Consider the following 13,074-nt stretch of genomic DNA (forward strand, 5'->3'; position numbering starts at 1 on the left):
GGAGCGAGACGGACTGAAAGTCACATAATCTGGAGTGAAACAAAAGATTCACTCTTTTTGTTTCACACTTAGGAAGTTTCTAGGTTTTATGTTATTAAACTAACCGAATATATAAGTTTTTTTAGCAATTTTGTATTTTTTTTCTAGATTCTATCTGCATTTCTATTTTGGTCTTTCGATGTGTTAATGTTCTTTTCTTTATTTTCATGTAAGTTTCTATTATAATTTAATCGTATTATAAATTACCTTTAAATAATGGTTTAATCTCTTTTTGTTATAGCTCCTATTGGCCTTTCCTACATTATGTTTAGATCTATAGTATTTATCGAAGGTGTATCTAATATAAGAATTATAGAACTTATTTACTTAGTATTTGTATATATAAGTTTTTTTATTTTACCGAAACTCTAAAATATTTGATATAATGTAGGCAAAGCTATGGTCACCATTCATTTCAAGAGGAGATTTTTATGGGTAATAGAAGTATAGTAGGAAATCTGTTTATTCTTATATTTAGTTTTTTAACAGTTGGTTGTAGTAATCAAAATTCTGATGTTTCTAGTAATGATATTAGTTTATCTACTACAACTAGTCAGTCAACTACTAGTAACGAGATAAAGTCTGGAGAGTCTAAGAAAGATTATAAAGATTTATACAAGCCAGTTTTTGAGGATTACAAAAAAATCCTATCTACACCGAAAAATCTTAATGTGATTGCTAATCTCTATAAGAGTTTACAAGGCACTGAACGCCCTATCAATAGTTGGTCGGTTGAAAATGCGGTTTTTCAATCAGATAAAATGGGTTATGCCTATGCGGATCTTAATAAAGATGGTGTAGAGGAATTGCTAATAGGAGTTGAGCAATCTAATGGTGATTATTTTATTTCGGGTCTTTATTATCTTGTGAATGAGAAACCACTCCTTTTAGCAGAAGGCTTTGTTGCAGGTCATGGTGGTGCTAGAAATTCTATGAATATCTATAAGGGTGGTGACATCTTAGAATTAAGCTGGTCATCTGGTACAGGTGAAGGTAGGGGAGTACTTTATCATCTGAATTCGAACCAACAAGCAGCAAGTAAAGTTCAGGAACAGGACATTCGTGTCCCTGGTAACAAAAGTTTGCATTCTGATTTTGGTAAGACAGAGGCAGAATTAATGAATTTCAAGCAACTAGATTGGCAGAAATTTGAAGATTCTAGTAGCTCGGCTATCTCGGGAGATAAGCAAAGGGCCCCTTGGAATACTAGTAAATCTGCTAAATTAGAAGCTTTCATTAAAGGATGGGGAGAAAGACTTGGTCAACCGAATTACAAAAAGGGAATTTCTGGTGGTGATGTTGGTGCAGATAATCTCTATACCTTTGGAGATGGACCAAGCGAAAAAATGAATGCCGAATACACTGATACAGGTTTAGGAAATGCTAAGTATCGAATTGTGGAACGCTATAGTAACTGGGATAAATACCCGGACGTGCATAGCTACTTTTTTGCGATAACTGATACTGGGGAAGCGATTGTTTTTCATTCTCCAACAACAAATGGTGGGATTATGTACTTAAAACCGACAGAGAATACAGAGATCCAAGCAGAGTTTAAACGCTTAGTTGAGGAAGAGTAGAAAAATGAAGAGTTTGGTCAAGGCCAAGCTCTATTTTTTAAAATCCCTTCTTTCATTTTTATATTCTTTGAGTATTTAATGGTATACTAGTGTTATATAAGAACGTAAAGCATTATTTGATGATGATTCTATAATCCAGGAGAATAATTTCTATGCCAAAAAGTGTGAAGTTTCATAGTATTTATTATAGATTTGTTCTATTTATAGTTATTTTATATTTTTTGGGTGTTCATCAAATTGTTGGGCGAGGTATTCAAACAGTTACTATCTTTGATTACGCCTTCAACTTTCATCAAACACAGTTAGGGTATTCCCTTGTTTTATTAATTTTAGTTGGCATTGGTATTAATTTTCTTTTTCCTTGGAAATTTTATATTACTCAGGATGGGATATACATTAGAAGGTTAGATTTATTTGTTCCTTGGAGTGATATCAGTGGAGTTTCCCATGTTTGGATTAACAAAGGGAGTAATTTTAGCAGAGGGCTTGTTTTTTATAACAATAAATGTTTAGTTTTCTATCGTAATAATTATAAACCGATTTGTATCTATAATACTTCTTTATTAGCCTTATTTCTTGTCAAACTCTTTAATTCTCAGATAAAGACGAATATCTTATCGGCTAGTTTTGCTACGGGATTTAATATTCTATTGAATACATCAATTGTCTGTTATCTTTACTTTCTTGATTTAAAAACTCTTAATTTTAGTTATTTTTTACTTTTTTGCTTACTCTACTTTATAAAAATTTTTATCATTCCTTTATGCTTGGTTTCTAGTCAAAATTCTAAGTATGGCCCTTATCTGGTCCATAGTAGTTTCTTTAAGAGGAATGCTTCAGATGTGATTCATGTTTAATTTTATAAAAATGATGACTTTCTACTTTTGGGTAGGAAGTTTTTTATTATTTCTATATCGAAATAGTTGACAGATGTAATAAAAAGTATTACAATAAATTAAGAAAGTTCTATATAGAAGTAAAGAAGATAAAATGGACAAGATGTTAGGGGGCTACCAAGCTCTACAGATTCGATTGTTGAATGGGCGTATCTTTCAAAAACTCTTGAGCAAGGAACCAGATGCCCAATACAGAAGTGAGCAGGGAAAAATTTTAACAATCTTGTGGAAGCAAGAGTTGGGTTGTGCTACCGCAACTGATATTGCTCTTGCGACAGGTCTGGCAAACAATACGCTGACCAGTATGGTTAAGAAATTAGAAGAACAGGGTTTGGTTACGATTAAGCCTTGTACACAGGATAAAAGAAAAAAATATATCTCTTTGACAGATCTCGGTTGGGCGCAAAAAGAAATTGGAGACCGTGTCAGTAAAGAGTTAGGTGAAATTTTCTACCAAGGATTTTCGGATCAAGAAATCCAGGAATTTGAAGCTTATCAAGAGCGTATTATCACTAATTTAAAGAAAAAAGAAAACGAGGAATAAATCATGTCCATTCAAGCACAAAATGCACAAAATCTATATATTCGTGCTATTCAAGATGGCCGTATAGCAGAAGCGCAAGCAAGCTCAGTAGGGGATACCTATATCCAACACTCGACAGGAGTGCCGGATGGGAAAGAAGGATTCGCTGCTTTCTTTGCAGATTTTTTTAAGCGCCATCCAGAACGTGAAATCAAGATTGTTCGTACCATTGAAGATGGAAATCTGGTCTTTGTTCATGTGCACCAATACCTTAACGGTGGAGAAGCCCAATGGGTGACGACAGATACTTTCCGTGCAGATGAAAATGGTCGTATCGTTGAGCATTGGGACGTTATTGACTACTATCGCACACCTGAAAATGGACAACTAGATCAGATCTTTGGAGATTTTGAACTCAAGGACTTAGACAAGTCAGCGGAAAATAAAAAGCTGGTCCGTCGTTTCTTGACAGAAATTTTCCAAAACAAGGAGCTCGATCAATGGGAAGACTTTGTGGCAGAGGATGTGATTCAGCATAATCATGAGATTGGGCAAGGGAGTCAAGCTTATAAGGATTACGTACGCGAGCACCATGTGGCCTATGACTTTGTTTTCCAACTCTTGACTCAAGGAAATTTTGCAGTGAGTTATGGTCAGGTATTGATTGATGGCGTTGCCTATGCTCAATACGATATCTTCCGTTTAGAAAATGGAAAAATTGTTGAACATTGGGACAATAAGGAAGTGATGCCTAAGGTGGAAGACTTGACCAATAGAGGAAAGTTTTAAGAAGGAGTACCTTATGAAAGCAGTTGTGGTGAGCATTCCAGGTGGACCAGAGGTATTAGAAGTGGTCGAACGACCAAAACCAGTCCTGAAGGCAGGTTGAACCCTGGTGAAAATCCAAGGATTTGGCATCAATCACAGTGAAATTTTTACCCGCAAGGGACAATCACCATCAGTAAAGTTTCCTCGTGTGTTAGGAATTGAGTGTGTCGGTCTTGTGGAGGAAACAACACGACCGGATTTGAAGATTGGCCAGCAAATCATTTCCATTATGGGGGAGATGGGGCGAGCCTTTGATGGAGGCTATGCAGAGTATACCCTTCCTCCCAATGAGCAAATTTATCCAATCAAGACAGAACTTGATTTGGAAAGTTTGATCGCCCTTCCGGAAATCTATTACACGGCTTTTGGATCTTTTCTTAACCTCAAGATTGAGGAGAAAGATAGCGTGTTAGTTCGCGGAGCAACCAGTGGTGTAGGAATTGCCTTTGCTAAACTGCTGAAAGGGAAATTTCCTAATATTCATCTGGCAGGAACTAGCCGAAATTTAGCTAAAGAAGAGCAGTTAAAGGCAGTCGGATTTGATCAAGTGATTTTGGAGAAGGATGGTGTCTTGCACACGAAAGAGCAGTTCGATAAGGTTTTGGATCTTGTTGGTCCAAGTGCTATTCTCGATACTTTTGCGCGGACAGCAGAAGGTGCGATTATCTGTTCTTGTGGGCTACTGGGTGGACAGTGGACTATTCCAGACTTTGATCCGATTGAGATGCTCTCTCGCAATCTCTACTTGACGACCTTTGCTTCTGGCAATGTGTGTCAAGACAAGCTTCAGGCTTTGGTAGATTTTGTCGAGCAGTATCGTGTAGATGTAGGGCCTGAAAAAGTTTATAAGATTGACCAAATTCAGGAAGCGCATGCTTATCTGGAAGGAAGCCATTCTTTTGGTAAAGTTATCGTGAAAAATGAGGTAGATTAAATGATTGAATACAAACATGTAGCCTTGCGCTATACGGAAAAGGACATTTTAAAAGATGTCAATCTCCGCATTGAAAATGGAGAATTTATGGTTCTTGTGGGACCTTCAGGATCTGGAAAGACCACTATGATCAAGATGATTAACCGTCTTTTGGAGCCGACAGATGGCAATATTTATATGGATGGGAAACGCATCAAGGACTATGATGAACGGGAGTTACGTCTCAGTACCGGCTATGTCCTTCAAGCCATTGCCCTATTTCCTAACTTGACCGTTGAGGAAAATATAGCTCTCATTCCTGAGATGAAGGGATGGACTAAAGAACAAATCATTTCTAAAACAGAAGAACTCTTAGCCAAAGTGGGGCTTCCTGCGGAAGATTATGCTCATCGTTTACCAAGCGAGTTATCTGGTGGGGAGCAACAGCGGATTGGCATTGTACGAGCCATCATTGGGGAACCAAAAATTTTATTGATGGACGAACCTTTTTCAGCCTTGGATGCCATCTCACGCAAGCAGTTGCAAGAATTGACCAAGGCATTACATAAAGAATTCGGCATGACGACCATCTTCGTAACACATGATACGGATGAGGCCTTAAAATTAGGGGATCGAATTGCAGTTTTGCAGGATGGAGAAATTCGTCAGGTCGCAGACCCTGAAACAATTTTACAAGCGCCTGCGACAGACTTTGTAGCAAACTTATTTGGAGGTAGCCTTCATGTCTAATTTGATTTCAACCTTTCAAGAGCGTTTTGGGGAATGGTTAACCGCTCTTGGTCAACACTTACAATTATCGCTTTTGACCTTATTGGTTGCTATTTTTCTGACCATCCCACTTGCGGTTTATCTAAATAGCCACAAAAAAGCGGCGAATTGGGTGCTACAAATTGCGGGTATCTTCCAGACCATTCCTTCAATGGCTTTATTGGGTCTCTTTATTCCTTTCATGGGAATTGGAACCTTACCGGCCCTTACAGCTCTAGTCATTTATGCTATTTTCCCGATTTTGGAAAATACAATCACAGCCTTGAACGGCATTGATCCTAGCCTTGAGGAGGCAGGGATTGCTTTTGGAATGACCAAGTGGGAGCGACTCAAGAAGTTTGAAATTCCACTTGCCATGCCAGTCATTGTATCGGGGGTTCGTACAGCAACCGTTATGATCATTGGGACAGCAACTCTAGCTGCTCTTGTTGGAGCTGGAGGATTGGGCTCCTTTATCCTTTTGGGAATTGATCGTCGGAATGCTAGTCTGATTTTAATCGGTGCAATCTCATCAGCCATTTTGGCCATTCTCTTTAATGTTGTTCTCAAATGGTTGGAAAAGGCAAAGTTGCGTACAATTGTTGCAGCCTTTGCTGTTATGGTGCTTGGTTTGGGAGCAAGTTATGCTCCAAGCATGATTCCAAATAAAGAGAAAGAAAATCTGGTTATAGCTGGGAAGTTGGGACCTGAACCTGAGATTCTCATGAATATGTACAAGCTTCTCATTGAGGAAAATACGGATATGACGGTGACGGTCAAGCCTAACTTTGGGAAGACAGATTTCCTTTATCAAGCGCTGAAAAAAGGGGACATTGATATTTATCCTGAGTTTTCGGGTACTATAACAGAAAGTTTATTGCAGCCCTTCCCAAAAGTTAGTCATGATCCAGAGAAGGTCTATGAAGTAGCGCGTGATGGTATCTCAAAGCAGGATCAACTCAATTTTCTTAAGCCTATGGCTTATCAAAATACTTATGCAATAGCTGTACCAAGAACGATTGCACAAGAATATGGCCTTAAGACGATTTCAGATTTGAAAAAGGTTGAGGGTCAGCTAAAAGCAGGATTTACACTCGAATTTAATGACCGTGAGGATGGTAATAAAGGATTAAAAACTCTTTATGGCTTGAATCTTAATGTTGTTACCATGGAGCCTGCTTTACGCTATCAAGCTATTCAATCAGGTGATATCCAGATAACGGATGCTTATTCGACGGATGCGGAGATTGCTCGCTATGATTTGGTAGTTTTGGAGGATGATCAACACCTCTTCCCTCCTTATCAAGGAGCCCCACTCATGAAAGCTGAATTACTCGAAAAACATCCTGAGTTGGAAGCTGTTCTTAATAAACTAGCTGGTAAAATCACTGAAAGCCAGATGAGTCAGCTGAACTACCAAGTTGGTGTGGAAGGGAAATCGGCTGAAGAAGTAGCACGTGAGTTTTTGGTGCAGGAAGGGATTCTAAAGTAATCAATTCTCAAAGGAGTATTGGATTAGTTGATACTCCTATCAGTAAATAAAAAGGATCAGACGATCCTTTTTATTATATCAAGGCTAACAAGAGGGTAAGCACAAGTGCGATTCCAATTCGAACCAGATGGTGGGTTGGATGGAAGTTTTCTTTTTGTTTGCCATTCCAATAGGCTCCGTAGCAAATCAAAGCACAGCCAATCAGCCAAATGAATAAAGCTACAATCGGCAAAAGGAAGTAGAGGATGAGAGATAAGGTCGCAAGGCAACTTCCGATGAATAGAAGTTGATTTCCTAGAGTATTCTTGCCTTTTCTTAATTCTGAAAGGCTGGCCAATAAATGAAGGAGGGCAAAGGCAAGGGCTAAGAAGGTTGTGATGATGCTAAAAATAAGATAAAGTGAAATAGATGTTTCCTTTCTAGGATATGATTGCCTGAGTGCTATTTTTTATGACTGATTTTATGAAGAATCATAAATGAAACTACAAGATTTAAAATGATAACCAACAAGGTAAAAAGAGAGTAACCATAAAGTATAATTGGAAATTCATTTTTGAGATTGCATAGAGAAAACAAGCTCGTTAAAATGCCCGTTAACAAGCCAGGCACATATTTTCGAATAACGACTGTCTGAATCAGATGTCCGAAAACATGGTAGATATAAGCAATTACAATGGTTGCGTAAATGGTATAGTTGTTAAACCAGTAACTAAGGAAAAGCGAAAGAAGTAGGATCAAAAATTGCTCTAAGACAATAGCATTGAAAGCAAAAGGCGTGTAATAAGAAAGGATTAGATTATCTGGAAACTGCGCTGATATTTTTTTGACAAAGGATGGCATCCAAACGATTTCTTCGAGTTCGTGAAGCATGAATAGTGATGGAAATAGAAAATAAAATTGCACGCTGGTCATTGAAAATACTCCTTTCTAGTTCGAACCCACTTTTAAAATCTCCAAATAAAACTGGATAACTTCTTGTTCTGTGTAAGATTTCCCCTTTTTCAGCCACCAGGTCAATGTTTCGATAAAGTTAGTTACAACATAGTGTTTGAGATAAGAAGCAGGAATATTAGGATAGGAAACTTGCAAGTCCTCTGCGACCATAGGATAAACATGGTGTTCCAATTCTTTCTGCAATTGACGGAGGAAGTAGTCGTTTTTAGAGAAAAGAAGACTGGTGACGTGGTCCTGATTTTTCTTAAAATGTGAAAAGATATGAGCCAAATAAGCTTCTGTAGATATATTTTCCTCACGTTCAAAAAGATGATGAAAGAGATAACGGCAGAGCTCGTCTAGAAGCAGTTCCTTACTTTCATAGTGACTGTAAAAGGTGGAGCGACCGACATCTGCTAGGTCAATAATCTCCTGAACTGTGATGGATTCGTAATCTTCTTGATTCAATAATTGTAAAAAAGCAGTATAGATAGCTTTTCGTGTCTTGGTAATGCGACGGTCTTGACTAGTCATATGGACACTTTGAACAAATCGTTCAGTAACTTACAAAGAGAACAGTTTGCCCCTATCCTTTCTTTTCGGAGTAAGAGATAATACTAGTAAAGGGAATATTTATACTACTATTATACCAAAGGAGGACGGAAAAATGACAACGAAAGGTGCGGTTTGGCTAGCTTTTTTCTTAAATTTGAGTTATGCCATTGTCGAGTTTATCGCTGGTGGAGTATTTGGTTCTAGTGCTGTTCTTGCTGACTCTGTCCATGACTTGGGAGATGCAATCGCAATTGGGCTATCAGCATTTCTAGAAACAATCTCCAATCGTGAAGAAGATAGTCATTACACCTTGGGGTACAAACGTTTTAGTCTCTTAGGTGCCTTGGTAACGGCTGTTATTCTCATGACAGGATCTGCTTTAGTCATTTTGGAGAATATAACGAAACTCTTTCATCCACAAGCGGTCAATGATGAGGGTATCCTCTGGCTAGGAATCATTGCTGTTAGCATTAATGTGCTGGCGAGTCTAGTAGTTCGCAAGGGAAAAACAAAAAACGAATCCATTCTTAGCCTGCATTTTCTGGAAGATACTCTGGGTTGGCTGGCTGTTATCCTAATGGCTATTGTTCTGCGATTTACCGACTGGTATATTCTGGATCCGCTCTTATCTCTTGTCATTTCCTTCTTCATTCTGTTAAAGGCTATTCCACGTTTTTGGTCTACACTCAAGATTTTCCTCGATGCCGTGCCAGAAGGAGTGGATATCAAGCAAGTAAAGAGTGATTTGGAACGGTTGGAGTATGTGGCTAGTATCAATCAGCTTAACCTATGGACCATGGATGGTTTGGAGAAAAATGCCATTATCCATGTTTGTCTAAAAGAGATCGGACAGATGGAGGTTTGTAAAGAATCCATTCGAACCCTACTCAAAGATTGTGGTTTTCAAAATATTACCATTGAGGTAGATGCAGACTTAGCAAGCCACCAGGTTCATAAGCGTAAAATTGAGGAGTTGGAAGTAGATAAAAGTCATGAACATCATCATTAATGAGACGTAGTATAAGTGAGCGAAAGCTTCATAAAAAGTGTATACTTGAAATAAGTTAGATACAGAGAGGTAAATGTTTATGAAATCAGCAGTCTATAAAAAAGCAGGTCAGGTTGGTATTGAAGAGGTTAAACGTCCAAGAATTCAAGAATCGGATGATGTCATTATCCGTGTAGTTCGTGCTTGTGTTTGTGGTTCGGATCTTTGGAGTTACCGAAATCCAGATATTAAAGCGGGACATAAAAATAGTGGACACGAAGCGATTGGAATCGTTGAAGAAACTGGAGAAGCCATTACAACGGTCAAGCCCGGTGATTTTGTGATTGTACCATTTACTCATGGTTGTGGCGAATGTGATGCCTGTCGTGCTGGATTTGATGGTTCCTGTGACAATCATATTGGAAATAACCTAGGAGGAAATTTCCAAGCTGAATATCTCCGCTTCCACTATGCCAATTGGGCCCTTGTAAAAATTCCTGGACAACCATCTGACTATACAGAAGGTATGCTCAAGTCTCTCTTGACTCTGGCTGATGTTATGCCGACTGGCTATCATGCAGCGCGTGTGGCAGATGTGAAAACAGGTGATAAAGTTGTCGTAATTGGCGATGGAGCTGTTGGGCAATGTGCTGTCATCGCAGCTAGAATGCGTGGCGCTTCACAAATTATCCTCATGAGTCGTCACGAAGATCGTCAAAAAATGGCCTTGGAATCAGGAGCGACAGCTGTTGTAGCTGAGCGAGGAGAAGAAGGCATTGCCAAGGTGCGTGAAATTCTTGGCGGTGGAGCAGATGCAGCACTTGAGTGTGTTGGTACTGAGGCGGCTGTTGAGCAAGCACTGGGTGTCCTTCATAATGGCGGTCGTATGGGATTTGTAGGAGTTCCACATTATAAGAATCGTGCTCTTGGTTCAACCTTTATGCAAAATATCTCTGTTGCAGGTGGAGCAGCTTCTGCAACAACATACGATAAGCAATTCTTGCTCAAAGCTGTTCTTGATGATGATATCAATCCAGGTCGTGTCTTTACTTCAAGTTACAAACTAGAAGATATTGACAAAGCATATAAGGCCATGGATGAACGCAAGACCATTAAATCTATGATTGTGATGGATTAAAAAAAGAAAATCCTAATAGAGAACTGAAAAGTTCTTATTAGGATTTTTTTATGTTCAAGTTTTGTACTTAATGCAAGGTGCTTTCTCTTAATGTCAGTTTGGTTCCAAGCATGGTGAGGCTTGGAATTTTACGGCCGTGAAGGACTTCTCTGTTCAGAATATCCATTCCTGTGCGTCCCATTTCTTCGGTGTAGACAGTAATACTAGAAAGTGGTGGGAACACTTGCTTGGTTAGAATAGTATCATTAAAGGAAATAATGCTGACGCGCTCTGGTATGCTGATGCTGGCTTCTTGAAGGGCGCGAAGGGCACCGATTGCCAAACTATCACTGGCTGCAAAAAAGGCTTGTGGAAGTTTATCTCCTAATTTTTCGATAGCCTCTTTCATCAAGTCGTATCCAGATTGGGCAGTAAATAGACCTTGGAAAATGAATTCTTCGTTATAAATTCCCTTTTCTTGTGTATAGGATTTAAAGTAATCTAAGCGTTTGTCTGCGATGACTTCTTCTTGGTCAGTAGTAGTTTCAAGACCGGATAAGATACCAATCTTTTTAATCCCGTGGTCTGTAAAGTAATCAACAACCTGTCTAACAGCATTATAAAAATCTGTAATGACACAGGTATGACCAAGAGCAATCGTATCACTGTCTAAAAATACTAGGGGTTTGTGATATTCCTCAAATGATGCAATCTGTGCTTGGCTAAATTTCCCAATACAAAGAATACCAATGACTTCTTCGCTAAGCGTAAAAGGCTGGTCATTAAAATAGCGCAAGATGTCGTAATCTAATTCTTGAGCTCTATTTTCAATTCCTAGGCGAATCTGGTAGTAGTAGAGATCTTCTAACTCTCCCTGTTCACTGACCCACTGGATGATAGCGATTTTCTGTTTGAGTTTATGTGATTCACCTGTTTTGAGATGTTTGGTGTAGCCTAGTTCTTCGGCAACGGTTAAAATACGATGTCTGGTTTCTTCTGTCACAGATAGACTCTGATCTCGATTGAGGACACGGGATACAGTTGCGATCGAGACAGAGGCTAGCTGAGCAATATCTTTGAGTGTAGCCATAATTCCCCTCCTTTTTAGGTTATTATAGCATATTTTTCTTCCTTTTTACTCATAGTTTAGTAAAATATCGGTAAAAATATTGACCTAAGCAAAACCCTTGGGTACAATAGAAGAAAACGATTACAGGATAAACTTTTTTACCTAATATTTCGTAAAAGGAGAATTCATATGACACAACATCTTACTGCTGAAGCACTTCGCAAGGATTTTCTTGCTGTTTTTGGTCAAGAAGCGGATCAAACCTTCTTCTCACCAGGGCGCATCAACTTGATTGGGGAACATACTGACTATAATGGTGGTCATGTTTTCCCAGCAGCTATTTCACTAGGAACTTATGGGGCTGCTCGCAAGCGCGATGACCAAGTTTTGCGTTTCTACTCAGCAAACTTTGAGGACAAAGGCATCATTGAAGTGCCTCTAGCTGACCTTAAGTTTGAGAAAGAGCACAACTGGACCAACTATTCAAAAGGTGTCCTTCATTTCTTGCAAGAAGCTGGTCATGTGATTGACAAAGGTTTTGATTTCTATGTATTTGGAAATATCCCAAATGGTGCGGGCTTGTCTTCTTCTGCATCTTTGGAGCTTTTGACTGGTGTCGTGGCAGAATACCTTTTTGACCTAAAATTGGACCGTCTAGATTTGGTTAAAATCGGGAAACAAACAGAAAATAACTTTATCGGAGTTAACTCTGGGATTATGGACCAATTTGCTATCGGTATGGGAGCAGATCAACGAGCTATTTACCTAGATACAAATACTCTAGAATACGACTTGGTTCCACTTGATTTGAAAGACAATGTTGTTGTGATCATGAATACCAACAAACGTCGTGAACTAGCAGATTCTAAATATAATGAACGCCGTGCTGAATGTGAAAAGGCAGTGGAAGAACTTCAAGTGGCCTTGGATATCCAGACTTTAGGCGAATTGGATGAATGGGCTTTTGATGAATACAGCTACCTGATCAAAGACGAAAATCGTTTGAAACGTGCTCGCCACGCAGTTCTTGAAAATCAACGTACCCTTAAAGCACAAGCAGCTCTTCAAGCAGGAGATTTGGACAAGTTTGGTCGTTTGATGAATGCGTCTCACGTTTCTCTTGAGCATGATTACGAAGTGACTGGCTTGGAATTGGATACTCTTGTTCATACAGCTTGGGCTCAAGAAGGTGTTCTAGGCGCTCGTATGACAGGAGCAGGTTTTGGTGGTTGTGCCATTGCCTTGGTTCAAAAAGATGCAGTTGAATCCTTTAAAGAAGCTGTTGGCAAACACTACGAAGAAGTAGTTGGCTACGCTCCAAGCTTCTATATCGCTGAAGTGGCAGGTGGAACTCGCGTTCTTGATTAGTCAGA

At 39.1% G+C, this 13,074-nt stretch carries 13 protein-coding genes and 1 pseudogene; 10 read left to right on the forward strand and 4 right to left on the reverse strand.

Annotated features, from left to right (window positions below):
* Positions 1-470: 470 nt before the first annotated feature.
* The 7 genes and pseudogenes from HMPREF2619_RS00275 (at position 471) to HMPREF2619_RS00305 (ending at position 7,039) form a co-directional block, all read left to right on the forward strand.
* A complete protein-coding gene (locus tag HMPREF2619_RS00275; RefSeq protein WP_070458021.1) occupies positions 471-1,619 on the forward strand; it encodes a DUF4767 domain-containing protein in 1,149 nt (382 codons plus the stop codon).
* Positions 1,620-1,771: 152 nt separating this feature from the next.
* Positions 1,772-2,476, forward strand: coding sequence for a hypothetical protein (locus tag HMPREF2619_RS00280; RefSeq protein ID WP_070458024.1), 705 nt, complete (start codon positions 1,772-1,774; stop codon positions 2,474-2,476).
* Positions 2,477-2,609: 133 nt separating this feature from the next.
* Complete coding sequence (locus HMPREF2619_RS00285; RefSeq protein WP_049503489.1) at positions 2,610-3,059, forward strand: MarR family winged helix-turn-helix transcriptional regulator; 450 nt, start codon at positions 2,610-2,612, stop codon at positions 3,057-3,059.
* A gap of 3 nt (positions 3,060-3,062) precedes the next feature.
* Entirely contained in the window at positions 3,063-3,827 is a 765-nt protein-coding gene (locus HMPREF2619_RS00290) for a nuclear transport factor 2 family protein (protein WP_070458027.1), read from the forward strand.
* 13 nt (positions 3,828-3,840) lie between these two features.
* A pseudogene (locus HMPREF2619_RS00295) lies at positions 3,841-4,800 on the forward strand (zinc-binding dehydrogenase).
* Complete coding sequence (locus HMPREF2619_RS00300; protein ID WP_070458030.1) at positions 4,801-5,529, forward strand: ATP-binding cassette domain-containing protein; 729 nt, start codon at positions 4,801-4,803, stop codon at positions 5,527-5,529.
* Complete coding sequence (locus HMPREF2619_RS00305; RefSeq protein WP_070458033.1) at positions 5,522-7,039, forward strand: ABC transporter permease/substrate-binding protein; 1,518 nt, start codon at positions 5,522-5,524, stop codon at positions 7,037-7,039. Before HMPREF2619_RS00300 ends, HMPREF2619_RS00305 begins: the two co-directional genes overlap by 8 nt.
* A 73-nt stretch (positions 7,040-7,112) precedes the next feature.
* Here the strand turns inward: HMPREF2619_RS00305 and HMPREF2619_RS11455 are convergent, their stop codons facing one another.
* Genes HMPREF2619_RS11455 through HMPREF2619_RS00315 form a run of 3 tightly spaced genes read right to left on the reverse strand, consistent with a single transcriptional unit; the run spans position 7,113 to position 8,506 of the window.
* On the reverse strand, positions 7,113-7,445 hold the full coding sequence (locus HMPREF2619_RS11455; RefSeq protein ID WP_083279559.1) for a glucuronide permease: 333 nt from the start codon (positions 7,443-7,445) through the stop codon (positions 7,113-7,115).
* Positions 7,446-7,480: 35 nt separating this feature from the next.
* Entirely contained in the window at positions 7,481-7,951 is a 471-nt protein-coding gene (locus tag HMPREF2619_RS00310) for an HXXEE domain-containing protein (protein ID WP_070458035.1), read from the reverse strand.
* Between the two features lie 15 nt (positions 7,952-7,966).
* Positions 7,967-8,506, reverse strand: coding sequence for a TetR/AcrR family transcriptional regulator (locus HMPREF2619_RS00315; protein WP_070458038.1), 540 nt, complete (start codon positions 8,504-8,506; stop codon positions 7,967-7,969).
* A 133-nt stretch (positions 8,507-8,639) separates the two neighbouring features.
* Between HMPREF2619_RS00315 and HMPREF2619_RS00320 the strand changes: the two genes are divergently transcribed.
* Positions 8,640-9,536, forward strand: coding sequence for a cation diffusion facilitator family transporter (locus HMPREF2619_RS00320; RefSeq protein ID WP_061863636.1), 897 nt, complete (start codon positions 8,640-8,642; stop codon positions 9,534-9,536).
* A gap of 79 nt (positions 9,537-9,615) precedes the next feature.
* Positions 9,616-10,653 (forward strand): zinc-binding dehydrogenase, encoded by a 1,038-nt coding sequence (locus tag HMPREF2619_RS00325; protein ID WP_070458041.1) that lies wholly within the window; start codon positions 9,616-9,618, stop codon positions 10,651-10,653.
* Between the two features lie 67 nt (positions 10,654-10,720).
* On the opposite strand, the gene HMPREF2619_RS00330 is transcribed toward HMPREF2619_RS00325, so the two are convergent.
* Positions 10,721-11,722: a LacI family DNA-binding transcriptional regulator gene (locus tag HMPREF2619_RS00330; protein WP_070458045.1), complete on the reverse strand. Its 1,002-nt coding sequence runs from the start codon at positions 11,720-11,722 to the stop codon at positions 10,721-10,723.
* 168 nt (positions 11,723-11,890) lie between these two features.
* Between HMPREF2619_RS00330 and HMPREF2619_RS00335 the strand changes: the two genes are divergently transcribed.
* Positions 11,891-13,069, forward strand: coding sequence for a galactokinase (locus HMPREF2619_RS00335; RefSeq protein WP_070458048.1), 1,179 nt, complete (start codon positions 11,891-11,893; stop codon positions 13,067-13,069).
* Positions 13,070-13,074: the final 5 nt, after the last annotated feature.

Source organism: Streptococcus sp. HMSC074B11 (genome assembly GCF_001808705.1).
Lineage (GTDB): Bacteria > Bacillota > Bacilli > Lactobacillales > Streptococcaceae > Streptococcus.

What these genes read in the sequence shown, in the direction of transcription:
- HMPREF2619_RS00275 (WP_070458021.1), top strand. Translation starts at nt 471, where the DNA reads ATGGGTAATAGAAGTATAGTAGGAAATCTGTTTATTCTTATATTTAGT.
- HMPREF2619_RS00280 (WP_070458024.1), top strand. Translation starts at nt 1,772, where the DNA reads ATGCCAAAAAGTGTGAAGTTTCATAGTATTTATTATAGATTTGTTCTA.
- HMPREF2619_RS00285 (WP_049503489.1), top strand. Translation starts at nt 2,610, where the DNA reads ATGGACAAGATGTTAGGGGGCTACCAAGCTCTACAGATTCGATTGTTG.
- HMPREF2619_RS00290 (WP_070458027.1), top strand. Translation starts at nt 3,063, where the DNA reads ATGTCCATTCAAGCACAAAATGCACAAAATCTATATATTCGTGCTATT.
- HMPREF2619_RS00300 (WP_070458030.1), top strand. Translation starts at nt 4,801, where the DNA reads ATGATTGAATACAAACATGTAGCCTTGCGCTATACGGAAAAGGACATT.
- HMPREF2619_RS00305 (WP_070458033.1), top strand. Translation starts at nt 5,522, where the DNA reads ATGTCTAATTTGATTTCAACCTTTCAAGAGCGTTTTGGGGAATGGTTA.
- HMPREF2619_RS00310 (WP_070458035.1), bottom strand. Translation starts at nt 7,951, where the DNA reads ATGACCAGCGTGCAATTTTATTTTCTATTTCCATCACTATTCATGCTT.
- HMPREF2619_RS00315 (WP_070458038.1), bottom strand. Translation starts at nt 8,506, where the DNA reads ATGACTAGTCAAGACCGTCGCATTACCAAGACACGAAAAGCTATCTAT.
- HMPREF2619_RS00320 (WP_061863636.1), top strand. Translation starts at nt 8,640, where the DNA reads ATGACAACGAAAGGTGCGGTTTGGCTAGCTTTTTTCTTAAATTTGAGT.
- HMPREF2619_RS00325 (WP_070458041.1), top strand. Translation starts at nt 9,616, where the DNA reads ATGAAATCAGCAGTCTATAAAAAAGCAGGTCAGGTTGGTATTGAAGAG.
- HMPREF2619_RS00330 (WP_070458045.1), bottom strand. Translation starts at nt 11,722, where the DNA reads ATGGCTACACTCAAAGATATTGCTCAGCTAGCCTCTGTCTCGATCGCA.
- HMPREF2619_RS00335 (WP_070458048.1), top strand. Translation starts at nt 11,891, where the DNA reads ATGACACAACATCTTACTGCTGAAGCACTTCGCAAGGATTTTCTTGCT.